The sequence below is a fragment of the Cohnella abietis genome, from assembly GCF_004295585.1.
Taxonomy (GTDB): domain Bacteria; phylum Bacillota; class Bacilli; order Paenibacillales; family Paenibacillaceae; genus Cohnella; species Cohnella abietis.
The window spans coordinates 268,611-293,689 of the sequence record NZ_AP019400.1; the positions used below are offsets into that span (position 1 = coordinate 268,611).

At 46.1% G+C, this 25,079-nt stretch carries 20 protein-coding genes; 13 read left to right on the forward strand and 7 right to left on the reverse strand.

Annotation, left to right across the window (positions count from 1 at the left end):
• Positions 1-235: 235 nt before the first annotated feature.
• On the forward strand, positions 236-1,747 hold the full coding sequence (locus KCTCHS21_RS01125; protein ID WP_130604743.1) for a copper amine oxidase N-terminal domain-containing protein: 1,512 nt from the start codon (positions 236-238) through the stop codon (positions 1,745-1,747).
• 593 nt (positions 1,748-2,340) lie between these two features.
• Here the strand turns inward: KCTCHS21_RS01125 and KCTCHS21_RS01130 are convergent.
• Positions 2,341-5,001 carry a hypothetical protein gene (locus KCTCHS21_RS01130; protein ID WP_130604744.1) on the reverse strand — a complete coding sequence of 887 codons (2,661 nt, stop codon included), beginning with the start codon at positions 4,999-5,001 and terminating at the stop codon, positions 2,341-2,343.
• Positions 5,002-5,274: 273 nt separating this feature from the next.
• Here KCTCHS21_RS01130 and KCTCHS21_RS01135 point away from each other — a divergent pair, with 273 nt between their 5' ends.
• Both KCTCHS21_RS01135 and KCTCHS21_RS01140 read left to right on the forward strand, forming a co-directional pair.
• Complete coding sequence (locus tag KCTCHS21_RS01135; RefSeq protein ID WP_130604745.1) at positions 5,275-5,688, forward strand: tellurite resistance TerB family protein; 414 nt, start codon at positions 5,275-5,277, stop codon at positions 5,686-5,688.
• A gap of 192 nt (positions 5,689-5,880) precedes the next feature.
• Complete coding sequence (locus tag KCTCHS21_RS01140) at positions 5,881-7,014, forward strand: THUMP domain-containing class I SAM-dependent RNA methyltransferase (protein ID WP_130604746.1); 1,134 nt, start codon at positions 5,881-5,883, stop codon at positions 7,012-7,014.
• A 245-nt stretch (positions 7,015-7,259) separates the two neighbouring features.
• On the opposite strand, the gene KCTCHS21_RS01145 is transcribed toward KCTCHS21_RS01140, so the two are convergent.
• The 4 genes from KCTCHS21_RS01145 to KCTCHS21_RS01160 all read right to left on the reverse strand — a co-directional run bounded on the left by KCTCHS21_RS01145 (position 7,260) and on the right by KCTCHS21_RS01160 (position 11,916).
• Positions 7,260-8,036, reverse strand: a complete 777-nt coding sequence (locus KCTCHS21_RS01145; protein ID WP_130604747.1) for a hypothetical protein — start codon at positions 8,034-8,036, stop codon at positions 7,260-7,262.
• Positions 8,036-9,022 (reverse strand): ABC transporter substrate-binding protein, encoded by a 987-nt coding sequence (locus tag KCTCHS21_RS01150; RefSeq protein ID WP_157993910.1) that lies wholly within the window; start codon positions 9,020-9,022, stop codon positions 8,036-8,038. Before KCTCHS21_RS01150 ends, KCTCHS21_RS01145 begins: the two co-directional genes overlap by 1 nt.
• 19 nt (positions 9,023-9,041) lie before the next feature.
• The gene (locus KCTCHS21_RS01155; RefSeq protein ID WP_157993911.1) at positions 9,042-10,220 is read right to left on the reverse strand and encodes an alpha/beta hydrolase family protein; all 1,179 of its coding nucleotides are present in this window, start codon (positions 10,218-10,220) and stop codon (positions 9,042-9,044) included.
• A gap of 136 nt (positions 10,221-10,356) precedes the next feature.
• Positions 10,357-11,916, reverse strand: coding sequence for a helix-turn-helix domain-containing protein (locus KCTCHS21_RS01160; RefSeq protein WP_130604750.1), 1,560 nt, complete (start codon positions 11,914-11,916; stop codon positions 10,357-10,359).
• Between the two features lie 220 nt (positions 11,917-12,136).
• Between KCTCHS21_RS01160 and KCTCHS21_RS01165 the strand changes: the two genes are divergently transcribed.
• The 5 genes from KCTCHS21_RS01165 (at position 12,137) to KCTCHS21_RS01185 (ending at position 17,134) form a co-directional block, all read left to right on the forward strand.
• On the forward strand, positions 12,137-12,586 hold the full coding sequence (locus KCTCHS21_RS01165) for a GNAT family N-acetyltransferase (protein WP_130604751.1): 450 nt from the start codon (positions 12,137-12,139) through the stop codon (positions 12,584-12,586).
• A 13-nt stretch (positions 12,587-12,599) separates the two neighbouring features.
• On the forward strand, positions 12,600-13,550 hold the full coding sequence (locus tag KCTCHS21_RS01170; protein WP_162309242.1) for an AraC family transcriptional regulator: 951 nt from the start codon (positions 12,600-12,602) through the stop codon (positions 13,548-13,550).
• Between the two features lie 6 nt (positions 13,551-13,556).
• A complete protein-coding gene (locus tag KCTCHS21_RS01175) occupies positions 13,557-14,495 on the forward strand; it encodes a hypothetical protein (protein WP_130604753.1) in 939 nt (312 codons plus the stop codon).
• Between the two features lie 209 nt (positions 14,496-14,704).
• On the forward strand, positions 14,705-15,340 hold the full coding sequence (locus tag KCTCHS21_RS01180; protein WP_130604754.1) for a 2OG-Fe(II) oxygenase: 636 nt from the start codon (positions 14,705-14,707) through the stop codon (positions 15,338-15,340).
• Positions 15,341-15,616: 276 nt separating this feature from the next.
• Positions 15,617-17,134 carry a family 43 glycosylhydrolase gene (locus tag KCTCHS21_RS01185; RefSeq protein WP_197726497.1) on the forward strand — a complete coding sequence of 506 codons (1,518 nt, stop codon included), beginning with the start codon at positions 15,617-15,619 and terminating at the stop codon, positions 17,132-17,134.
• A gap of 314 nt (positions 17,135-17,448) precedes the next feature.
• Here KCTCHS21_RS01185 and KCTCHS21_RS01190 read toward each other — a convergent pair whose 3' ends face one another.
• Positions 17,449-18,402: a hypothetical protein gene (locus KCTCHS21_RS01190; protein ID WP_130604755.1), complete on the reverse strand. Its 954-nt coding sequence runs from the start codon at positions 18,400-18,402 to the stop codon at positions 17,449-17,451.
• 175 nt (positions 18,403-18,577) lie between these two features.
• Between KCTCHS21_RS01190 and KCTCHS21_RS01195 the strand changes: the two genes are divergently transcribed.
• The 4 genes from KCTCHS21_RS01195 (at position 18,578) to KCTCHS21_RS01210 (ending at position 22,491) form a co-directional block, all read left to right on the forward strand.
• Positions 18,578-19,255, forward strand: coding sequence for a response regulator transcription factor (locus KCTCHS21_RS01195; protein WP_130604756.1), 678 nt, complete (start codon positions 18,578-18,580; stop codon positions 19,253-19,255).
• Positions 19,252-20,631 (forward strand): sensor histidine kinase, encoded by a 1,380-nt coding sequence (locus KCTCHS21_RS01200; protein ID WP_130604757.1) that lies wholly within the window; start codon positions 19,252-19,254, stop codon positions 20,629-20,631. The genes KCTCHS21_RS01195 and KCTCHS21_RS01200 overlap by 4 nt, the downstream gene beginning before the upstream one ends.
• 64 nt (positions 20,632-20,695) lie before the next feature.
• Positions 20,696-21,814, forward strand: coding sequence for an ABC transporter permease (locus tag KCTCHS21_RS01205; protein WP_130604758.1), 1,119 nt, complete (start codon positions 20,696-20,698; stop codon positions 21,812-21,814).
• The gene (locus tag KCTCHS21_RS01210; RefSeq protein ID WP_130604759.1) at positions 21,811-22,491 is read left to right on the forward strand and encodes an ABC transporter ATP-binding protein; all 681 of its coding nucleotides are present in this window, start codon (positions 21,811-21,813) and stop codon (positions 22,489-22,491) included. Before KCTCHS21_RS01205 ends, KCTCHS21_RS01210 begins: the two co-directional genes overlap by 4 nt.
• 121 nt (positions 22,492-22,612) lie before the next feature.
• Here the strand turns inward: KCTCHS21_RS01210 and KCTCHS21_RS01215 are convergent, their stop codons facing one another.
• Entirely contained in the window at positions 22,613-23,371 is a 759-nt protein-coding gene (locus KCTCHS21_RS01215) for a TrmB family transcriptional regulator (protein ID WP_130604760.1), read from the reverse strand.
• A 321-nt stretch (positions 23,372-23,692) separates the two neighbouring features.
• On the opposite strand from KCTCHS21_RS01215, the gene KCTCHS21_RS01220 reads away from it, so the two are divergent.
• Entirely contained in the window at positions 23,693-25,066 is a 1,374-nt protein-coding gene (locus KCTCHS21_RS01220; RefSeq protein ID WP_130604761.1) for a purine-cytosine permease family protein, read from the forward strand.
• Positions 25,067-25,079 lie beyond the last annotated feature (13 nt).

Here is a 25,079-nt window from a genome sequence, read left to right on the forward strand (position 1 = left end):
GTCGCTTGCACAGAGAAGGCAGCCAATCCGCCCCCATGCAGTTCCCCAAGTGCCAGTGTAAAAACCCAGCATTTACAAGATTTGAAGTTTATTTGTGCTTTCATGAAATCTCAAATTTTTCGCCTATTAAACTAGTTAGTATAATAAAATCAACAATACATCTAAGACTGGAGATGGTATACTCCTGTAAGAATAAACCAATTTCTTACATACAAAGTATAAGGGAGAAGTCTAAATGAAATCAGGATGGTCGGTATTTATTGCTATACTGCTCCTATTATCGGTTTGTTCAAGTGTAACCGCAGCCGAGCCAATCGCTTATCGAGTAACCATTGACGGCAACAACATGAATACATCATTAGCTCCGCAGATTAAGAACGGAACGACTTACGTTCCGATGCTCCCCTTATTTGAAGCATTGAATACCAAGATTTCGATAGATAACAAAACGAAAGAAATAGTCGGCAAAAGAGGGAGCAAAACGTTCAAGCTAACTGTCGGATCAAAAAACGCTATGCTGAACGGTGCTAAGATTGTATTGTCCCAACCTCCCCTTATGATCAAAGGCAATGTCTATGTTCCTATCCAACTCGCGAATAGGCTCCTCGGCGCTGAAATTGAGACGAAGGTCTCCGCAAAGACGATTAATGTTCGTTCGATTGCCATCGATCTAACGATTACAGAGAAGCTTCCGATAAACAATGACGGAAACGAGCCAATTACACTACAACACCCCGGAAACGTAAAGCTTAAATGGTGGTTTAAGGATGAGAGCCCCCATCAAAGGTATACTGGATACGTGGGTCCGAATCGAACGTTAATCTTTAAAGGCTTCGGTGACCGCATAGATACCGATTACAACGGACACAAGTTGTACGAAGATGCATACCAAAGAGAATCAAGCTACAGTTTTCAAGCCAGAATTGGTGCAAAGGGTTATGATATTATTGCGCAAAAAGATAAGGACATCCACAAATGGAGCGGTATATCGCTCTATCTCGGCAGTAATGTATCTACTACGTTTATTATAGATGGCGAGCCTTCTTATGATTTGCTCAATATCAAAGCAGGGATAGATGTGTATGGCAACCTGATCGTACTGACGACGGAAGGCTTAGCTGCATATAACCCCGCGGGGAAACAACTGTGGGTGCGACGGGAATGGCCAACAAAGAATGGTACATTGTCCGCTTTTGAAGCTGGTCTATCGGTATCGGATTATTCCGAAAATCGTCTCTATATCCAGAACTTCGCGGGATATGCAATTGTTGATTCAAAAGGCGAGGCGGTATTTGCTGCAAATGATTATTTTCATCCCGAGATTACTTCTGACGAACTTATGCTCTTTAACGACAGTTCTTATCGTCTTGTCGATGGCCAATTGAAGCTGGTCGGTTCTTCATATAGCGATGGAACAACAGGTAACTACGTTAGTTTGGAAAAAGAGAATTCGCTGAAGCGAATGGACTTGACGGGGAAAAAGCCGTTGTGGATTTATGAACAGCCGCTTAAGGAGAAAAGTAAGGGCTACAGCCTGTTTAGTGAGCTCGTCGTGGATTTGGATGGTAACGCGTATATATCGACAACCGGTGGTACGGTGCATAGTCTCGATCAGGCAGGCAATTTGCGTTTCGTGCTGCATGTGGATAACGGTAGCATTTCCAGCACGCAAATCATACCGCTTTCCTCTACTACATTCGTCGCGATCGATAAAAATAATGTTATGTGTTTTGAAGTTACGAAATAATAGTTCAAAACTAATTGAGTATTGTAGCAGCTGATTAGATGGTCAACCTCAATGCATTGAGTACAATGTAGCCCTGAATCGATACAAATTAATTCCACAACTGGAGTGAGTGGATTAGTTATGCGAGTAATCGGTTGGCGGTGGGGGAAGAGTAAGGGGCTAGGAGAAGAAGAAAGATGTATAGGGTAGAGTCGGATGCGGGTTTGGAGGCTGTGATGGGTTGCCGAGGGGCAGGCTGTTGCGGTCTTCTTTGGCGTTTTCGTTCAACAGCTTGCAAACAAGTGGTCGGCGAAGATTTTGCATAATTTTCATATCTCGGTTCCAAATTAATAGGAGCGATCGTATCTTCTTTGATTTTATGTATCGTCTACTTAAGCATAAGGTACAACCAGTTTACCCTATGAAAAATCCCCTTCGATAAACAACGCAAAGTCAAGATTAAAAGATGTCTCTTTTTCGTTGTCTACCGTAAGGGGATATTGCCAATTTAGTAGGGTGGGACTCCTCTTAGCCTGTCCTCAGATTTCTGCGACGTAATGAATAAAAGTCGTGCCATAGAACGGGACTAGAGAGATTCCACACACTTCCATCTATTAGACTTTCTTTTTCAATAGATTTGCAATATCACTGCTCCTGACGAAGAGGAAATCATTCTTGTTGCCGAATTTGAAGGCGACAAGGCCGACGCCAAGCAACGTCGTCACTTCCTTCTGCGTGAAAGTGAACGTCGCCTGTCCCTTAATCGGTTTCGCGACTTTGTCTTGAAACTTCAGTAGACGGTCGCCGTTCGGCGGATTAAAGATGTTCACATATCGGCTATCCGTGCTCTTGTAGATAATGACGAATTGCGCGCCTGTCTTAGTCGGAGACAGCTTGACCGATACGATGGACAAGTCCTTGCTCGCAAATTGGTAAGAGAAGTCGATATTGCCCTTCGAACCCGCCTTCATGTTCGTACCCGGCAGTGCCTGTCCGATATTGCCATTGTTTCCGGCATTTCCGGCATTTCCGGTATTACCGTTTCCGCCGGAGGCGGGACTTCCGTCCTTCGGATCCGGCAAAGTATACAGCATCATGTAATCGAACTCATTGTTGCTGCCGGTCGATACCAAAGCCGCATCCGGGCGCGCCATCCAACTGCTCCACGCTTGCAGGAACGCGTCCAGTGACAGCCCTGTATCCGCGATCAAGTTCTGCTGCGCGCGCGTCACGTCTTGGTAGTTGCGATATATGGCACGACGGGAAGTTGCTTCACCGTATTTATAATTCAGAAATGCGTACATGGAACCCATCGTGTAATACGTGTAAAGATGGCCATTCGGATTAGGCGCCAACTTGGTGAACCAGGTCCAATCTAGGGCTGTCTTATAATTCGCGATGATTCTCATTAGATCAGGCACTTCGTGATTGTTCGCAAACCGCGAGTTAATAAGCGCCGCAGGATCCTCGAGATACTTCAGGTTCGCATATCGGACAAAATGGCTCTGTCCCTGCCACTCTTCGAGTACGGATTGATCACGTGAATGCGGATTGCTCGAGGCAAGTGCATGATTCGATTCATGGGCAATAGTCTCCATATACGGACCGGATCTCATATAGATATATATTTGATTGTCTTTCCGATTAAAGTTCGCGAAGCCGCCACCTGCCGCTTCCGACTGCCCCTCGAGATCAGTCCGGCCGGCGATTACGGCTGCCTTGTTACCATCCTGCATGAAGAGGGCGATGATTTTTGGGCCCGTTTTCGAACGGTAGTTATAGTACGCATCTCTCTCATAGATAGCATCCATTTCTTTCATGATGCTCGGCGTAATTTGACCGCGATATACCTCGTCTGCGTAAATTGTATAATGCTTGCTTTCAATCCTGCTCAGCGTAAGCTTCGGATTATCAAACGCAGCCGGGGTAAACGCCTGGGCCTCGTAATCGAATGACACCGAATCTTCCTTGCTCAGCTGGCTCATCATGCGATCACCTTGCTCAAGCAGCACTTTTACACCTGACTCATATTGTGCCTTCGTGATAGCCGACGCCTTGTCCGCCATCGAGTCATCGACCCACGTATTCTGATCTCTTACTATTAGCAGACGCTTTGTCTTTCCCCTAAGCGTGTTCGAAAGCGCATTGCCCAGATCGTTGTTGTAGTAGGCTTGATTAAAAGAAGCTTTGGCGAACGATTCAAAGCTCGGATCGGTATAGCCGATCCTGATATCTGCGCTGCCCCCCATCGCGTACAGGTCGACGGTAGCTGCAATCGATTCAAAATTCAATTTGTTCGCTAGCGCGGTGATGCCTTCTTGTCCCGTCCATTTGCTACCGACGAAAGTGAATATTTGCGTATACTCGGGCTGGTGCTCCCCATAGTACCGCGCCATATCAAGCATCATCGTCGTAGCCGCCGAGCCAGATATGGCGCTCTCGTACCATCTGCCATCTGGTAAGCTCCCGAAGCCGTCGATGTTCGTGACCCATAGAACTGCTTTCTCCTGTTTGCCGGGAATGACGCCGATCAAATTATCCGCCGAACTAGACGTACGGCTAATCGTCAGCTGCATCTCGACTTTCGGAGTCGGAAGCTGGACAGGCAGGTAATCAGATTTGAAGCCTGCTTGTCGCGCGGCTTCCTCCGAAATATAGAGCACCGGAACGGATATAGAATGGCCATTCAGCGGATGCTCGTAGTTTCCTACTTTCAGTTCGCCGTTCGTAATGACGAGAACTCCCTTAGCGCCTTGGGCTACTGCGCGCTGAATTCGGTCCAATAGCCCTTGGGGGAACTTGCCGTCCTTGTCTAACCAACGGAATAAGACGAGCCCATCGACCTTTCCTTTATAATCCGATGCATTGCCCGCTGCCGCATCATAAACGCCAGTGAAAGTATATTTTCCCTCCGCAGATCTTGCGTAAGGCATATAATCTTTCATTAAGGCAAGTGATTTGCCGTTTATTGATACTTGTTCCTTGGTTAGCACTGCTACGGCAGTCGGCACGCTCTGACGGAATTTCCCCCCTTCAAGCATCGGGGACATTCCGATCGCCTTCATCCGCGATTCGATCAAGCTTACGGCTTTCGCATAACCAGGCGTTCCGGCCTGCCTGCCGGTATAATCACTCTTTGCCAGCTCTTGAATCAGTCCGTATTCGGAAGCGCCTGATGCCGCTGAGACTGTGTACGCCGACCACGACTGGGATGTAAACACGAGTGTAATTGCTAAAATGACGAGAAGTACTTTTCTTGCTGTGCGTGATATCAATGCTTGTCCTCCTAATCTGGGCCCATTCGATAAATTCATCCTCGATTCTACAGCAATTGGCAATATTTCGCTATATAGCTTGGGCAGGCTGTCGCAGCCCTCACTGCATTTATTGCTTATCCCTCGCCACCCCGTACTCGTTGGAGAACCCTTCACATAATGGAACCACCATAAGAAACGCCTACCATTTTAAAAACGTACTACTAGTAGGATTAATAACTTAAACGTCGAAGCTAATAAGCAGACTTTCAACCAACAGAGGAGCTGACCGCATTGTTTTTGCATTTTCTACAGAAGAAGGAACATATACAGGCTTTTATTGAATTAGTCCATATCATTGCGGGTGCGGACGGTTTCGTAAGTGGCAACGAGAAAAGATTCTTACGGTCCTTAATGAATGAAATAGACATAGAAGGAGTTTTGAAACCTATTTCCCCGGGGCGAGAGCTTGAGGACATTCTCGGCGATATTAAGGACGATCAGGTGAGGAGCATTTTTTTCATCGAAACGCTGCTTTTAGTATATTCTGATGGCGATTACAGCGACGCTGAGAAGCAGGTTGTGTTGGACATGAAGCGAATATTCGGTATTTCCGACGAAACGTACGAGAAGTACAAGGACTGGGTCGTTCGTCTGGATCAATTGAAGATCGAAGGCGTTAAGTTCATCCTAGATCCATCTACGTAGACCCTTCTAGGAGCCGCTATCTAAGTGGATAGACCACGTCGAACACGGGTTTGGGGCTGTGGCAGGTATGAGAAAGTGACCCTGTCACAGTCCTTTCTTTCTTTTTGAGGCAAGAATCGATATAGTAACAAATGATGATAATGATCTATAAAGTTGGTTTTGACGATATTTCAGAAGTGAGTGATATTGCTAATGTCTAAATATGAATTAATTGCTACGACTCCAATGGGGCTTGAAGCTGTGCTGGCTAGAGAGCTGAAAAATTTGGGCTATCATGATCAGCTTGTCGAGAACGGGCGGGTCACCTTCTACGGGACTGAAAAAGATATTTGCATCACGAATATGTGGCTGCGGACAGCGGGCCGAATTTTGATCAAAATGGGCGAATTCGAGGCGCGTACATTCGAGCAATTGTTCGAAGGCACCAAGGCACTTGCCTGGCCGGATTGGATTCCGGAGGACGGAGAGTTTCCGGTCGATGGCCGCTCGCATAAATCGCAATTGAGTAGCGTCCCTGCTTGCCAGGGTATCGTTAAGAAAGCCATTGTGGAAAAAATGAAGGAGCGTTACAACACCGAGTGGTTTCAAGAAACTGGGGCGCGGTACGTGGCAGAGGTGACGTTGCTGAATGACATCGCAACATTAACTCTGGATACAACGGGTGCAGGCTTACATAAGCGTGGCTACCGAATCGAAACGACCGAGGCTCCCTTGCGTGAATCGCTGGCGGCTGCCATGATCTTGCTGAGCAGATGGCGGCCAGAGCGGCCGCTCTATGATCCGTTCTGCGGTTCAGGGACAATTCTCATTGAAGCTGCGCTTATCGGCTTTAATATCGCGCCGGGACTCCATCGCAGCTATAACTCGGAAGCTTGGTCAAGAATTGGTCCGGCGATCTGGGAGGAAGCGAGAGAAGAAGCTTTCGATTTAATGAAGGAAGATACTCCTTTGAACCTCGTCGGAACCGATATCGACCGCGGAGCTATACAAACTGCTCTGGCAAACGTTAGAAACGCGGGGCTTAGTAAGGAAATTAAGCTTGATGTCATGCCGGTATCGGATATCCGCCCTGATGGTGATTATGGATGCATCATCACTAATCCGCCTTATGGGGAAAGAATCGGCACAGAGACGGAAGTTGAACGGTTGACCCAGCAGCTTGGGCAAATCTCCAAGCAATTGAACAATTGGTCCCATTTTATCATTACTCCTGATAAAACCTTTGAAACCCGCTTTGGTCGCAAAGCAGACAAGAAGCGTAAGCTCTTTAACGGTCAAATCGAGTGCACCTATTATCAATACTTCGGACCTTTGCCGCCGAGGTAAAGAAGCGAACTTAAAGTTAGCTGTGCAAACCGACAAATAGATGTGCTAAAAAGAGAATAACGGTATGTAGATTTGGAGCGGAACCGCCACATTACCTACACGAATAACCGCGCATAAAAAAACGGCACATCTCGTATTAGAGAGTGCCGTTTTTTTGTGCATGCCAATTTAAGAATTGTGTCCACGGCGGTTTCCGCTATGTTGTCCTGTATCTCGGTCTTCCGTCCTGTGTCCATTTTTTCCTGCTAAAACTTAAACTCCGCACGCTCTTTCTTCGTGAGACGTGGACAAGTATAACAATAATATCGATCTTGCCTCAAATACTGAAGACAGCAAACGTTTTTCATGTGGAGCTGCTTGTTAGGGTCCAAAGGGTGTGCGATTTTCCGAACCGAGACATGAAGCGGATTTTTGCTTCTGCCGAACACTTGAGGGGGCAATCCAGTTTGTACGAAATGCTCATCTTCGGCCAGCTGCCTCAAGACAGCTTCATTTTCAATAGTCGTTTGACAATGTTCCCTAAAGTTAGTGAGCGCGGTAGGTAGTTGCCCCCACAGTAGACCGACATTTAACCCCGAAGCTTCAGACAGGCATTCCATTAACGGGCGTGCCGTATGACTGTAGAATTGAGTAAACGCGAGGTCTCGCCAAGCCGCTCTTCCCATTGTATCCTTCGGGGCCTGATCCACGTTCCCATGTGTAAGTTGAAAACCTATTCTAGTAAATCCGGTTTCCTTAATAACATGTGCGGTCAGATTCGAAAGTGAGAAATCCGGAGTCACGTCATGAACGGATACGCTAAAGTGCATTGCTGAAGCAATGGAGCCGAACCAACTGCTGAAATAAGCGGCAGCTACCGTGTCGTCCAGCCCTTCGATTAACGGCTTATAGGCGCCCAGAAAGCTTCTCATTGCATCTCTATCGAGAAAAGCGGCCGCGCTAATTGACGCGACAGCCTCTCCCCGTTGTTCCAAAGCGATATTAAATTGCTTGTCCAACTGTTCCCATATGAACGCACTCATCAGTTAGCGAATAACCGATCCAAATCATCCAGCATGGAGTTAGCGGAGTTCGGACCATAGCCGCCAAACCAAGAATCAGAGGAAATTTGATATACACTGTTGTTTTTAACGGCCTTTAGGTTTTTCCAGATGGCAAGATCCTGCAAGCTATTGAAGAGCTCTTCGTTGTCTTTAATGAGTAGAATATAATCGGGATCAATTTCTGGCAGCTTCTCGTTAGATAGCACTTCGTAGCGATTATCTGCGCTGGTGACCGGGAATACCGCTGGTCTTGAGAAGCCGAAATCATCATACAGCCATCTGTAGTCCATATCTCCGTAATACCGAACATCGTTTCTGATCCGTAGAACCATGAGAGTACTGCCTGCAACCTTGTCATGGATTTTCGCGATTGCCTCTTCTTTATGCTTTGTATAATCGCCGATCACTTGCTCGGCTTTATCGTTCAGTCCGAAAGCGGATGCCGTTGCGCGAAAAGCCTCTTCCCAGCTTGGGGACAGATAACCGTTCTCGAGCATGGCTGTTGGAGCGATCTTGGCGTAGGAGTCGAAGATTTCAGTGCTGTTCGTATCCGTAATGATTAAGTCTGGCGCGAAAGACAGAAGTTTTTCGATGTTAACCTTGCCTTGCTCTCCAATAACCTCAACGTTATTCAGAAAAGGTTTCAAATAAAGCGGGAAATCCTCGTTCTGCGACTTAACTGTTAATTTCGGCGTTAAGCCTAATGCAATCATATGATCGGTTAAATAGGTAACTGTCGTAGCAATATTCTGCGGTTGCGCGGGCAAAGTCTGTTCGCCTTTCGTGTCCGTGAACTTAAATGCTGCTGCTTCTTTAGGTGCTTCAGATGAAGGCTGCTCCTGTTGAGCGGATTCCGTGGCAGCTGGTGACGAAGTCGAAGATTCGTTGTTCCCCTTGCCGCAAGCGACTGTCAGTGATAATAAAACCAATAGTAATGCCGTTACCATAATGATCCGTTTGTTCATAGTATTCATTCTCCTTAGTCTAAGTCGCGTCATGTAAGATGCTCGTTTTTCTGTTGTCAGTCATGACGCGGGTGCTGGTCGTCCAGCCCCTATCATTAATCAAATTCATAAAGAAAGTACCCCCGCTTTCGGGGAGACACGCTGAAGCAGTAAAGCTTCCTTCGATCTCATCAAGCTGAGCAGGTATAGGCTCCCATCGGGCCGTTCTCCAATCACTGTCATCCCTGCACCAATAAAGAATGGCTTTTTCAACGGGAATTGACGATGCATATCGCACGCCTACCCAATCCCTCTGTTGATCGACTTCCATAATGTCAACGAACGATGGATTTCCTTTTGTCACACTATCCGCAAAGGCATAGGGTTCTTCGCAAGCCCATGCGTCCGAATAAGAATGCCCTAGTCCATGATGTAGGCTCAGCCTGCTGTTCGGATTGCAATTCTTATTCAGCTCGTAAGATTTGATGAAGATTGACAAAGGGAAATGCGAATCGTTGCTGCCGTTCAGCCAAAGCATTGGCAAGTGACTCTCCGGCAAATACGTTGAAGGATCCCAGAGCAGGCGGAACCGATCGGCTTCGGTAGGAGGCATGGCAGCAAAACCTAACCCATAGCCTGTTCCTGGTTCATATAGAAATCCGCAGCCATAGATGGGCATTGCATAAGAAAGCCTTTTGTCCAAGCCTGCAACTAAGCTCGTTATAATGCCTCCCCATGAAATACCTGTCATGCCTATCTGACTCTTGTCCACGCCGGGAATGGAACGAATCAGGGAGTGGGCAAGTACAGCTGCCGACACCGCATGGTACATCCACTGATCCTCCACAGGCATTCGATAATCTGCGAACACGCCCTGCTTGACCGGTCCGCTCCAAGAATGAGAAGGCCACTCGGTCGTTCCTTCCTGCTCCTTAAGCTGGAATGGAACTTGTCCCTCTAAATCCATCGCAATAGCGGCATAGCCCCGGTCCATCCATAAGCGTACCCATTCGGAAAATGCCGTGCCGGCGCCACCATGAACGAGCACGATCGCGGGAACTTTCCTTTCTAATGAAGCATGCTGGGGAACGCCAACGTAAGCGAAAACACGCGTTTCTTTTCCCTGATAGGGAACTCCCCGATAGAACAGCGCTTTAATTCCTGTATGGTCATCTTCGGAAACCGGGTATACGACAGGGGTTTCGTATAATTGTTCCAATTTCCAAGGTGGTTTACACGAGATGAACAGTCCTCCCCCAAAACATAAACGTGATAATGATTTTCTTTCTCAATTAAAATAACAAAAAAACGAGCCCCTTAACATGGATTTTAAGACTTGGCTATCTGGACATTTGTCAGCTGAACATTTGCATAAAATAAGACAGAGCCCTGTCATGAGACCATGCGGAGTATTCGAATAGCTTTTCCGTTTCTATTTCATATACACGGCCGTTGCGTACCGCAGTTAATCGGCTCCATAGTTCGCTGGATTGAAGGACAGCACGTTCTCGGGCAGCCTGGGCTGTCGAATCGACCATAATGAGGAGGACATCGGCATCATAGTCTATGAGTGCTTCCTTGGAAACTGTGTCGAACACGCTGATCTGATCAAGGTTATGCGTAGCCGCTAGCTTCAGGTCGCCATAAAGAACAGCGCCTGCGTTACGTCCCCCGTAAATCCGATATTCCGAGCCCATAATCCGCCATATATTCAGAGTGGCTCCACCGATTTTGCTTCTAACTTTGCGATACACCGTTTCAGCTCTACGATCGTACTCCGATAACCAAGAAGCCCCCTCTTCACGCTGATCGGCCGCGTCCGCGATTGTCAGCAGCTGCTGCCGCCAATCGACCGACAGCCAGGGAATAGGTACCGTGGGTGCAATTCGCTCCAACTGCTGCCGTGCCCGCTCGTTCAGGATGTCCGTGCAAAAAATAAGCTCCGGCCCAGCTTCCTTTAGCAGCTTTAGATTATGATCCCATACCGCTCCTTGCCCCTCCTCATCGGAATGCAACCGAATCATGCGGCTGTACTGCTCATGATTGGGGTAGAACGCGGCGGCCTTAGGTAATAAGCTAAGCGCCATCAAGCTTCCGGAAATCGGATCGGAGACGCTTGCAATGCTGCGCCGGCGGCTTCTAACGAAAGCCAAGGGAGAGAAGCCCGTTTTCTGTTTGAAGCGGCGACTGAAATAAAACTCATCGTTAAAGCCGACCTTGATAGCCGTCTCTTTTACTCCGCCGCCTGACAGGAGCAGATCTTTTGCTCGTTTTATGCGAATATCCATTAAGTATGCCAACGGGGAAACCCCTGTATGTTCCTGAAATGCCAATGAAAAATAGCCTGGGCTAAAGCCTGCCAATCTAGCCAGCTCTTTGCGCGTGAGCTCGCGTTCCCAATTCTGCTCCATAAAGCCGGACACGCGGGCAATAGCGGCATCGGTCGATACTTCCTCCTGCGATTTCGTCCGACCCTCGGCAAGCAACGACATTATGCGGTACAATTCTGCCTGTCCGCTGAAACCGTCTTGCAGCGCCTCAGTCTGCAATCGAAGCAGAAGGTCACAGGATTCAGCCAACAATTTCTGGTTTCCTGTCCGGATCTGACCATCCATATATTCCGTTACTTTCATAGAATGAAGTTCTTCCACTCTAAGAGAGTAAACCTCAAAACGTATAAAATAACCCTTTAATGGCTCACCATCCGCAAGAAGCGTTAATGCTTGTCCGGGCGCCAAAAAATAGGCTTCACCAGGAGACAGATTCAGGCTTTCTTTCGTAAAGCCGATCGTTCCTGCGCCGCCCAGACACAGGATGGCAGTATGTGAATTTGAAGCGGGAAGGACCCTTTCGCCATTCTTACTTACTTCAAAGGAATCAATGCCGCAGTAACGTAGTAAATGACTCGTTTTCATAGTCGACCGACCTCTTTCCGTACCGTTGCTTCTATAGATTAAGGATAATGATTTTCACTCGGTTTTGAAATAGATAATTCAGGAATCGAATCTCCTTGTCAATTGTGATCGGAAAAGGGTGCAGACTTCGGTACTATAGTAATGCGAAATACTTTGTCATATCAATAACCAAAAAATGGATTTATAATAATTGTAAAATGCAGAGTATAGGGGTGTATTTATGGTAGATGAAGTAACTGTTAGAACCATAAACAAAGACGAACTACCTGAGTTACTACTGCTATATAAACATTTAAATAAGGATGATCCGGAACTTAATGTTGAAGATTTAGATTCGTTGTGGGAACAAATCTATAGTGATCCAAATATGTACTACATCGTTGTCGATATAGACAATCAATTAGTTGCCTCTTGTGTGTTAGTTATCGTTCCGAATTTGACAAGAAATGCCCGTTCTTATGGATTGATTGAAAATGTAGTTACTCATTCCAACTTTCGAAGACGAGGATATGGAGCGGCAGTTCTGAAAAAGGCATTAGAGATTGCGTGGGAGCAAAATTGTTATAAAGTCATGCTTCTTACTTCATCAAAAGAAGAGGGAACGCTACTATTCTATGAAAACGCTGGATTTAAGAAAGGGATTAAAACGGGATTTATCGCAAAGGGTTAGGGCGGGAGGGAATATGAATAGAAGAGACTATATAAGTCGTATCAATAAAGTCATGAATTACATAGATAATCACTTAGAAGAGGATCTTTCTTTAGCCTCGCTATCACGAATAGCGGCGTTCTCTCCCTTTCACTTCCATCGTATTTTTAAAGCGATTGTTGGAGAGAACGTCAATGAGTTTGTGAAACGGATTCGCATTGAGAAAAGTGCACATTACCTAGAAAACCGCAGCGATTTATCGATAACGGATATCGCCTCTGCCTGCGGATTTACCTCCTTATCCACGTTTTCACGGGCATTCTCTGAGCATTTTGAAGTAAGTGCGCGAGACTATCGCAAAAACCGACAACATAGCAAGAATAGTCAAGTTTACCGCAAGAAGGGGCAAGAAGTTTTGGGTGTAGAGAGTTATTCTGAATATGTAGCAACCGGAGTCAGCGATCAAATGAGTGTTGAGCAAGTTAGGATCGAGAGGTTGCCGGAGCTTCATGTGGCTTATGTTCGGAATAGGTTTGGGTTTAGCAAAGGGATATTTAGCAAGGAAATCGTCGATTCCTTTAGCAAAACCGAAGCGTGGTTGAGACAAAATAACCTAGATTTGCGTAAATCGATAGAAATCGGAATTACGTACGATAACCCGGATATTACGGAGAACGAAAAATGCAGATACGATGCGGCATTTACCATCCCTGCCGAGCTCACGGACAGCTTGGACCACGAGGAAGTAGGCATTCAGGACGTTCCGGGCGGTCTGTATGCAGTCTATACGATTAGACTTACGAATGTAAGCTCTGAGGAGGAAGTGATTGCCCAGCTTGGACATGTTGTAGATTACATGTACGGACGTTGGCTTCCAGACAGCGATTATTTATTGGCAAACCGACCTTGTCTCGAGATATACCATACGGAGCTGCAGGGCGCGGTTGTCATCCTTGATTTTTGCTTGCCAGTTGAGAAAGGATGAGGTGTCATGTTTGCCTATGTCGGAAATGGTGCGTATTGTTACGCAAATTCTACATCTATGCTGCTCGATAGCATCGGAGAGCAGGTTTCCCCGAGCCTCATTGAGGTGTTATCTGGAGTTGGACTAGGGGCAGTTTGGTTTGATGTAGATAATATGATGTATTTTTCCAATGGCATTCCGCATCTAGGGGTTAGCAAAGCACTGGACATTTTGGGGTTTACATACAACGAATGTTCAGGGACGGATGAAAATGGAATGGTTGAGCAAATATCTGAGGAGCTTAGAAAAAATCCGATTATGCTGGGGCCTCTTGATATGGGTTTTCTGAGCTATATGCCGAACCATCAATATTTACATGGCTGCGATCATTATGTGTTGGCTTTTTGGCTGGAGGATGGGTGGGTTCGACTGCATGATCCTGCGGGATATCCTTATGCTACGCTGCCTGTTAGCGATTTGATCGACGCAAGTAAAACAAACCGATTACAGTACCGTTTCTATCCAAGTGATCTTGCTTTTCATTATTGGGCCGCGCCTATGAGACAGCGACAACGAACATCGAACGATTTATACCGTGAAGCCGTGCTCTACTTCCGAGAGGTGTATTTGAATGCCGATCGCATCGCTTTGGAACATGGCTGGAAAACGGGAATCAATGCTATTACGGCCTTGCAGCGCCATGTTCAGGGAGAAAAGATTGACCCGGGACTTCAAGGTCATTTAACGCATTTTGCATTTCAAGTGGGTGCAAGGCGAGCTTTGAACTATAGCGAATTTTTTCAATCTGAAAATCCTAAGCTATCCGAGTTGAAATTAATGCAGTCCGAAATGTTCGGTAGCTGTCATTCCCTTGCCGTTCGGGGGGACTACCATGGACTAGGCGAGGCAGTACGACGTTTAGGAGAGTTTGAACAACAATTCCGAGAGTGTTTATTTAGTGAGTAACAAGAGTAAAAGGCACTTTTTCATCCACAGGCCGGTACCCTAAACATTCGGGGCTGGTCTATTTCCAATACTGGTTAATGTTGGAATTAAGTTGGCTGAGAGTGCATAAAAATGAATTTGTGGAAGGAATTTCCGGATGAGTAGGGAACTATCTTAATGAGCGAACATAATGTTCATTCGATGACTTCTCAAATAAAGGGGATGGAACGATGAACGTTAAGGAACAGTCGATTATTCATTTAATTGGAAACAAAATGAGAACAACGGATCAAGAGATTCATATTGTCGGTAAAATAGATGAGCCGCTTATCTTGATATTGGACAATGTATTAAGCAGTTTAGAATGCGATGCATTAGTGAATTTGGCTAAAAATAGAATGGAGCGAGCCAAGATTGGCAAATCCCACGTCGTAAGCGATATTAGAACAAACAGCAGTATGTTTTTCGAGGAAGGCGAAAATGTATGGGTTAAAAAAGTAGAAACAAGAGTCTCCGAGCTAATGAATATACCGATTTCACACGCCGATCCGCTGCAAATTTTACATTATAAACCCGGTGAGCAGTATCAGCCTCATTATGACTATTTCACATCCGGGAATGTGGTCAACAATCGCATTAGCACGCTGGTGATGTATCTAAACGACGTGGATGAAGGTGGAGAAACGTATTTCCCTTCACTTCATTTTTCGGTAACTCCTAAAAAAGGCAGTGCCGTCTATTTCGAATATTTTTATAACGATAAGCTCATAAATGAACTAACATTGCATGGGGGAAACCCTGTTGCGGTCGGGGAAAAATGGGTAGCCACCCAGTGGATGAGAAGGCAAAGTCATCGCGTCATTTAATACCTATTGGTGTTAAGCTGAGGAAGAAGAATACATCGCCGTGCAGGCTAAGTGCATGGGCGGTGTATTTTTGTTTTATCGAGTAGAGTCACAGTTTCACAGACTGCCAGTCGAGCGATATTTAGTAGATTTCCCTCTCATCAAGTTAAGGATAACGAAGGAAAAGCTAAGAACGCCTCATTCTGCTCGTGCTTTCATCTGTTATACACTGATGTTAGACGATCTTTTACATATCGGGTGTACATCCCGTATAAATCTATCGGGGAGGAAACCCTTATGAAAATTATGCATGTGAGACTGTTTGTACTGGGGGCTATGCTGCTGTCCGCCCTTAGCGGATGCACGTCCTCCAACCCATCCCCGGCTGCCGCCATTTCCTCCGAAAATCCAATTCCTTCGGGAAGTCCCTTCTCTTCCGAAAATCCCGATTCCTCTGGAGATCCCGTCTCTTCTGGAAATTCAACTTCCTCGGGAAACCCCATCTACACGAGTATATTTACCGCCGATCCCTCAGCGCATGTGTGGGATGACGGGCGAATTTATGTGTATCCTTCGCATGATATTTTTCCCTCTAGAGGCAGCGATCTGATGGATAAATTTCATGTCTTCTCATCGGACAACATGGTGGACTGGGTGGACGAAGGGGAAATTCTGAGCGCTGACGACGTATCATGGGGGAGACCTGAGGGTGGCTTTATGTGGGCTCCCGATGCCGCCTACAAGGAAGGCAAATATTACTTCTATTTCCCTCATCCCAGCGAGACAAATTGGAATAAATCTTGGAAAATAGGCGTGGCAACAAGTGATAAGCCTGCAGCTGATTTTAACGTCAAAGGGTATATAGAGGGGCTTCCCGGCGACAGCTTGATAGATCCGAGTGTGTTCCGCGATGACGACGGGTCCTATTACCTTTATGCCGGCGGCGGAGGGAAAAGCTACGGCGTTAAGCTGGCCGATGACATGATGTCGATGGACGGACAGCTCAAGCAGTTTGCTGAACTGCAGGACTTCCATGAGGCCACTTGGGTGTTCAAGCGGGAAGGAATTTATTACTTGATGTATGCCGACAATCATTCGGGAGGCAATCAGATGCGGTACGCGACCAGTGATAGTCCGCTGGGACCTTGGAAAAACCGTGGCGTCTTTCTGGACCCGGTGAAAAATAGCGGAACGACGCACGGCTCTATCGTCCAATTCAAGGGTAACTGGTACTTGTTTTACCACAATGCCGAGATTTCTTCTAACGGTACGCTGCGATCGGTCTGCGTAGATCGGGTGTTCTTCAACGAGGATGGGACCATACAGAAGGTAAAGCAGACGACCGAGGGCGTCCCAGCTGTCGGACCGCGTTCCAAAGCCACGGAGGTCAAGTATCGCGACTTGGTCGGCGAGAGCTTTGAGAAATATACCGCGACGACGGAATTTTCCATGAAGGGCGACAATGTTTCCATTGGGGGCGGAGCGACCCGAACGAATGAAAATGTTGAAAATATGCATACCGAAGGATCCTACATCGAGCTGACCGGCGTTCATGGCGGTGCGGGCGGCAAGGCGCTACTCACGGTAATCTACGCTTCCGCCGATGGTGGAGCAGCTTTTAAGGTAGACGCAAGCGGCGATTCGTCGAAAGATGGTTACTTTCTTTCCTTGCCCGGCACGGGAGGATGGAGTACGTACACCGGTCGAGCAAGCCGGCTAATTGATCTGAAGGCGAATAATGATAATGTCATTCGAATAAGTGGTGGTATGGGAGGAGCTAATGTGTCCCAAGTCATCGTCTCTTTAGTCCCGTAAGGTGGAGTGATTGGATTTAGTTCACTAATCGCCCGATTCAACTTGTACCGCCGTCCTAGGGACGGGTGAAGCTGTTTTACTTGGTCCTCCAATTTTAACTTCCTGAGTGAACTACACATATGGGTTGGCAGACAGGTAAGTGTAGTTCACTCAGGAGATCCGGGGATGAGAGGGGCTCGCGAAAATTTGGGCGGGTAAAAAGGTGAATATGAATATTGCAAAGTCGGCCATCCGCTCTCAATGAGCAAATGGCCGGCTTTTACCTTTTATATAGAGTAATAATCATTGTGTTTACCCTAACTTTCCTACCTGAGTCAAAATTTGATACCCCTTTGTTCGGTGCCGGAAGCCGCAGTGGCGGACTCTTTTTGTAAATCTAAAGGTTGGAGTACAGGAATGCTTTTCTGCAGAACAGGTTTATGACCATCCGGGCGGACGCGTATCGCAGGAGCTGGTTCGGTAACTCCTTCTTGTGTGGGGGACCGCTTGTCCAGTAATTCCAGTAGCTGCTGCATGAATTGCTCAGGCGAATATTTGTCACCTTCACCAAGCAACACGAACCGGATGATCGAACCGTCTAACAAGCCCACGGATAACAGTAGTCCTTCCCCTTTTTTGCCATGGCCAATAAGGCCTAGACGGTTAATATCGCTCAATCGGATTTCTGCTCTTTCACCTTTATCTGGAGTGGGCATACGGATGGCGATCAGACGGTTAGGTGTCAATAGGAGTATTTTTGTCCGGCTATTAACAGAGTCCCATCTCATAGTATCCTTGTACATACCGACTACGTTTTCGTTCGGTCGAATAATTCCGAGATCCTCTAACTCGAAAAGTGTTGCATCGTCTATTGGCTTATGAAACTTAATTCGGGGCTTTATGGTCATTTGAATCAGTAGAAAACCAACAATGGCAATACCAAAAGTAGATATACGGGTATGTCTACTAATATCTCCAATCAAGTAGCTGCCGATGGCAAGAACAAAGAGCAAAACCTGGCTAACTGTCAAAACGCGGATTTTCCCACTAGGAGTGAGGCGTTGAAACCAAAAGCCTTTACCGGGACGATAAGGTGGCAGGGCAGATAATTGGCGATGTACTGCGAACAGTCCCCAAAAACAAAAGGCTGTTATGCCACCAGTGAGAAGAATCATTTTTAAATCTCCTAGCACGATGCACGCTAGGGTGGTAAACGCACAGAGGATTGTTCCCAACCAAATGAATACTTTGTTTTCCTTCCAATTCTCTGCCGTAGACTCGTCAGACATAACCGACACTCCCTGTATGTAAAGTATGAATACTGAAATTGTATAATATTTGGAATAATTGGGCTACAAAAATCTGGAAAGTGGCTTGGCGCAGGTGTTGTGTTCCTGCTACAGAATGCTATGAGAGATTGTGGTAAGCTTATTCTCATATGCTGACTTCAAGGAGGGCGATTGCTTGATAAACCTGCTCGTGGCAGATGATGATTCACATATTCGTGCTTTGTTAAAGCACTTCATGACTGTAGAAGGTTATAGGGTAATCGAAGCAAAGGATGGTCTAGAGGCGGTTCTGAAGCTTAAAGAGGGGCGGATCGATCTGGCTATTCTCGATGTGATGATGCCAGGTATTGATGGCTTTGCGTTATGTGAATTTATTCGGCAAAACTACGACATTCCGATTATTTTGCTTACCGCGCGTGAACAGCTGAGTGATAAGGAGCAGGGTTATTTACGAGGAACGGATGACTATATGACCAAGCCTTTCGAGGCGGAGGAATTGCTGTTTCGGATTAAGGCACTGTTTCGTAGGTATTCTCTCGTGTCCAGCGACATTATTAACTTGAATCGGATTGTGATTAATCGCAAAAATCATGAGATCTCAGATGGAGATTCCATGCTGCTGCTACCCTTGAAGGAATTTGAGCTGCTGGCCCAGCTAGCGCAATATCCAGGCCGTCTCTTCTCCCGAGAAGATCTGATCCGTCTGGTCTGGGGAGTGGGATACGATGGAGATGATCGGACTGTAGATGTTCATATCAAACGACTTCGCCAACGATTTGTCGATTATCAAGAGGATTTCGTCATACATACGGTGCGGGGTATTGGCTACAAGCTGGAGGTGCCTGTGCGATGAGGTCGCTTTATTTTCGCATATTCATGATTACTCTTACCACTATTATACTAAGCAGCTTCCTAGGTTTCCTTGTATCCAACATCTATTATCATATCCAGCTGAAGCCGCAAAATGATGCGAAGCTCATCACAATTGCCAAGAACCTGCAAGGCTTTATTGAAGCAAATCCCTCGCTTAGGGATAGCTATCTAGACAGCTCAGCGGCGCTGGGCTACGAGATTTATTTGGCAGATGATCAAGGGAACGAACAGTTCTATGGCAGCCCATTCCGAGAACTCGATTTAGCCAAATCTGCTCTGCTGAGCGTATTAAACGGAGAAACCTATCACGGTGTTGCACAATTCCCCAACAAGCCGCTGATTTCAGGTTTTTTCGATAATCGTCTGAGTAATTCCGTCGGGATACCTATTCAGTTGAGTGGCAAGCCGTACGCGTTGTTCCTACGCCCAGATGTACTGTTACAATTCGGCGAGCTGAGAAGCTTTTTTGCGATGATTGTACTGTTCACGGTGGTGTTCAGTGTTATTTTGTTCCTCCTAAGCACTCGCTATTTGGTTAATCCAATTACCCGTCTGACAGAAGCGACTAAACGGCTTGCGCAAGGTTATTACAATATCGTACTGCCCACCAAGAGACGTGATGAAATTGGGCAATTGGCTGTTCAGTTTATGACGATGAGTCGGGAAATTGAACGTTCGGAGCGATCGCTTCAAGAATTCGTATCGAATGTATCGCATGAAATCCAGTCCCCACTAACCTCTATTCAGGGATTTGCCCAGGTGATTACGAAGAAGGAGCTCCCTTCTGAGGAGCGGGATCATTACGCAGGAATTATTGAAGAAGAGAGTCGAAAGCTATCGGTGCTTAGTAAGCAGCTGCTTCTGTTATCCTCCTTGGATCAGGCAACTGAGACGCTGCAGAAGAAACCTGTTAATTTACGTGTTCAGTTGAAGCAGGTCGCACAAGCGATGGAATGGCAACTGGAGGCTAAGGAGCTGGCGCTTCGTCTAGTCGTGCCGGAGAACATCGTCGTTAACGGTGATGAGATCCTGCTCTATCAGGTTTGGCTGAATCTGTTATCCAATGCTGTGAAATACATTCCTGTGGGGAGTTCGATCCATATAAGCGCGAATCTCGACGATGACCGAAGCGTTATCAGCATCTCGGACACAGGTGAGGGCATTGCTGCAGAAGAGCTCCCTTTCCTATTTGACCGATTCTATCGCGTTGATCGTGTTCGAGATCGGGAATCAGGTAGTGCTGGACTGGGATTGTCGATTGTTCAGAAAATAGTAAAATTGCATGAGGGAACCATTGAAGTGGAGAGCACCCTAGGGCAAGGCACGAAGTTCACGGTATCCCTTCCGCATTTGTAATCTAATATTCACGCTCCGTTCATTTTCCCTCCCTACACTAAGAGCGAATAGGGGGGGACTAAATATGTATTTAGCTCTAAGGGAAATGAGATTTGCCAAGACACGCTACACTCTTATTATGACCATTATGCTACTGGTCTCGTTTCTGGTCTTGTTCGTTACGGGTCTTGCTAATGGATTGGCTTATGCCAATGCAGCTTCTGTAGAAAATATGTCTGCGAACTACTTTGTTTTGCAGCAGGATTCCAATAGTCGGTTCACCCGCTCGGTAATGAGCCATGATCAATTAACAGCAGCACGTTCTGTCGTAGGCGATACCAATGCGACTCCACTCCGTATTCAAATGACGACCGTCACCCAAGGCTCAACAACCTTGAAAACAGACGTCACGCTATTCGCTATCGATATGGATAGCTGGCTTGCACCAGCTGTAGTTGAAGGTAGTGGAGTAAGCAACGATTCAGTTGGCCACGTTATTGTTGATCAGAAGCTGAAGGACTCAGGCTTTACGATTGGCAGTCCCTTACGAGATCAAGTGACAGGGATGACCTGGACGATTAGTGGTTTTGTTAAAGATGAGTCTTATAGTCATACTCCCGTCGTATTCATGAACAAACAGGATTGGCAGCAGCTGAAGCAGCAATCCGTAATCAATGGGGATTCCGCGGATCAGCCCCCTATTAATACCATTGCCGTAAAAGCTAATTCAAACCAAGCGTTGCAGCTGCAAAAAGAACTCGGCGACGTAGAGGTCATTACGAAGGGGACGGCAGTTTCAGCCATTCCCGGTTACAAGGAGGAGCAGGGCTCGCTCCTTATGATGATTGCTTTTCTATTCGTTATTTCTGCCTTCGTGCTGGCCGTATTTTTCTATGTGATTACGATCCAGAAAACAAGTCAGTTTGGCATCCTAAAGGCGATCGGCACAAATACAGGTTATCTGGCAAGAAGCGTGTTCGGACAGGTGCTGGTATTGTCTATCGGCAGTCAACTGATTAGTCTTCTGCTGATCAAGATTTTATCTATGGCGCTACCAGAGTCGTTACCCTTCAAGCTGGATACCTCGACGATTATTTTCACCTGCTCCTTATTGGTCGCCATGTCGCTGGCTGGTTCGCTTCTATCAGTTATTAAGGTAGCGAGAACAGATGCACTTGATGCCATCGGGAGGGCCGCAGCATGAAAATAAAATTAATGCTCAATGAAGTTTCGCATATGTATCGTGATGGAGATACTACCTTAACTGTGCTTAATAAGCTGAACCTTCAAGTTAATGAGGGAGAGCTCGTTGCGATAATGGGGCCGTCGGGCTCTGGTAAAAGCACCTTTCTATCCATCGCTGGAGCACTGCTAACTCCGACAAGTGGTGAGGTCATCTTGGACGGTCAATCGCTTAAAGGTCAAACGGCAAGGGCGCTCGGTCTGCTTCGCCTAAGAAAAATAGGTTTTATTTTTCAAAGCGCTAATCTAATCCCGTATTTGAAGGTTGAAGAGCAATTGCTTTTTGTCGCTAAGCAGGCGGGAATGGACCAACAGGAGGCTAAGAAACGCGCGAAGCTGCTGCTCGAGCAGCTTGGCTTGCTCAATAAACGCAATAACTATCCTGATAAGCTGTCTGGCGGGGAGAAGCAACGAGTCGCCATCGCGCGGGCATGGATGAACAATCCAGCTATTCTTTTCGCTGACGAACCGACTGCCAGTCTAGATGCTCGCCGTGGGATTGAAGTTGTAACCATGCTCGCTAACCAGGTTAAGTTGGATAGGAAGGCCGCCATTATGGTTACACATGATGAACGGGTTCTTCCTCTATGTGACCGGGTGCTCCATCTGAGGAATGGCACTCTAGTTGAAGGTTCATGAGGGATCGGGACAGCCATAACTGGTGACCAAAAGAAGTGCGTCTGTTCGCTTTTCACGAAGCGGGTGGACGCTTTTTTGCATGCTGAAATCAGAGTTTTTATTATCGTATCAGCTCTTACTGTTAATATCTCAGCTTCGCTAAGAGATCGACATACTCTGCATCGTTCTGCAAAATATCGTTATATTTATCACTTAATAACGTAAGAATGATATCCCGATAAAAGAAATCCCGAAACACATCTACTAATTGCTCCGATTTTGTAATGATCGACTGCCAAGCGGGGTTTTTGGATATGGCAAACACGACCTCGCTATCATCTACGACGATGTTTTGAAACTTTTTAAGCTCTTTTTGGCTCTCACTAGGGACAAAATATTTGAGGTTTTTTAGTTTCGAATCGATCTCCCCAACAACATGGGCTTCTACGTGTATCCCCTGCTTTTCTTTTTCCTCCAGAATCGGCAAGTAATCCTCGATGATTTCCTTCCATGTAGAAATATATATCGTTTTTTTAGCGCTTTCTATTAACGAGAGGCTATACGCATATATAGATTCTTCCGTAGCTAAGTTCCAGACCCGATCATCGGGCTTAAATTGCTTTTGCTCACTAAGCCGCAATTGTTCAATATCAGACTGGAATTGTGATGTGAGCTTTTCTATCACTCGATCGAGTGGAAGGGCGCGATACATCTTTTTCTTTTCCAGCATCGAATCCAGTAATACACCTTTGTCTAGTAATCGGGCGATCACTTCATATACTTTCGCCTTCGGGACGCCGGATACTTTGGCAATTGCAGATGCTTCCACTGCTTGTCCGGCACTAATCATCATCTCGTAAACCTGGCTTTCATATTGAGAAAAACCGAATTTCTGAAGCAAGTGCGTATCCTCCCCCGTGATAATCCTACGATCATTATATAGCAAACTGGCTCACATTTACTATTGACGGAGTTTTCAACATAGGTTACTATCACAGTAGTAATCATATATAACACATTAAGTTATTAAATCTAACAAACAAAAGTGAAAGGAAAGATTCTAGAGCTAATGTGTTAGGTAATCAAACATATCCAAGAAGCAAAGAGCCCCGGTTCTGGCCAGAGAAACCGTGATGCCTAGCGATAATCGCGTTAACTTGTTAGGAAAGCAGCTAATCAGCTCAAGAGGAAGATAACTAACATACAGGTTGGAGGAAATGACATGAATATGGAGCAGCATAGTGTTGATTACATTCCAGAGTCCGAGCGGTATGGTAAGCCTAGAGATTTATTTACGGTATGGTTTGGCGCGAATCTCAATTTAACGACAATTGTGACTGGTGCGGTGTTGGTCATGATGGGATTGAACTTATTTTGGGCAGTAGCTTCCATTTTCTTAGGCTCCTTAATCGGTGGAATTTTTGTTGCTTCCCACTCCGTCCAAGGACCAAGGCTTGGTATTCCGCAAATGATTCAAAGCAGAGCCCAGTTTGGTGTTCTGGGTGCAATCGTACCGATGATCTTCGTGATGTTCGTCTATTTGGGCTTTGGAGTCGCGAACACCTTGCTGGCAACGCAAACCTTAAGCGAGGTTACTCCAGTTTCATCTAATTGGGTCATCTTTCTATTCAGTCTGATTTCTATAGTTATCGCCATCTATGGCTACAGATTAATTCATGCCACGCAAAAATGGCTTTCGATCAGCGCGTTCATCGTGCTCGGCATAGCGACAGTGCTAGCCATACGTCTACCGATTCCCCAAGGCACATGGAGTCCGGGACAGTTCGATCTTTCTTTATTCGTCCTAGGTGTAGGTATGATTACGACTTATGTGCTTGCACTGGCGCCTTACGTAGCCGACTACTCGCGGTATTTGCCATCTAATGCGTCGTCGTCCAAGGTTTTCTGGTACACCTATACGGGACTGACATCTTCAACGATGTGGATGATGACTATTGGTGCAATACTCATCGTAGCTTTACCTGACTTTTCCGATAATTTAGGCGTTGGCTTAGCCGGATTATTCAAGGGTTATGACTCAATTCTGTATATATTAATTATTTATGGCTTGCTAGCTATTAATGTATTTAACTTCTACGGCGCATTTATGTCGATTGTTACAACGATTCTGCCATTCAATAAGCTCAATGTAACCCCTCGTGTCAGGGCAACTATTCTAGGCGTTATTATGCTCATTAATATCGGATTGAGCTTATTAGGGGGAGAAGGAAATTTTATTAACTTTTTCATCAACTTCATTTTCTTCATGAGCTATTTTCTGATCCCATGGACCGCTATCAATCTAGTCGACTACTTCGTCCTACGTAAAGGGGAGTACCATATTGCTGACATATTCGATGTGAATGGGCGATACGGGAAGTTTAACAAGATTACGATTGTTGCTTTTCTAGCTTCGATTGTGATCGAAATCCCATTTGTTAATACATCGCTTTTTGTTGGACCAGCTGCGGAAATGCTCAATGGTATTGATCTGGCTTGGCTAGTAGGAATTATCTCTGCTTCGCTGCTCTATTATTTCCCAATGAAGGCGAAGTTAAGCAGTGGGATGAACGATGTAGGCTTGCAACAAGACTAATGTATACGGGAGG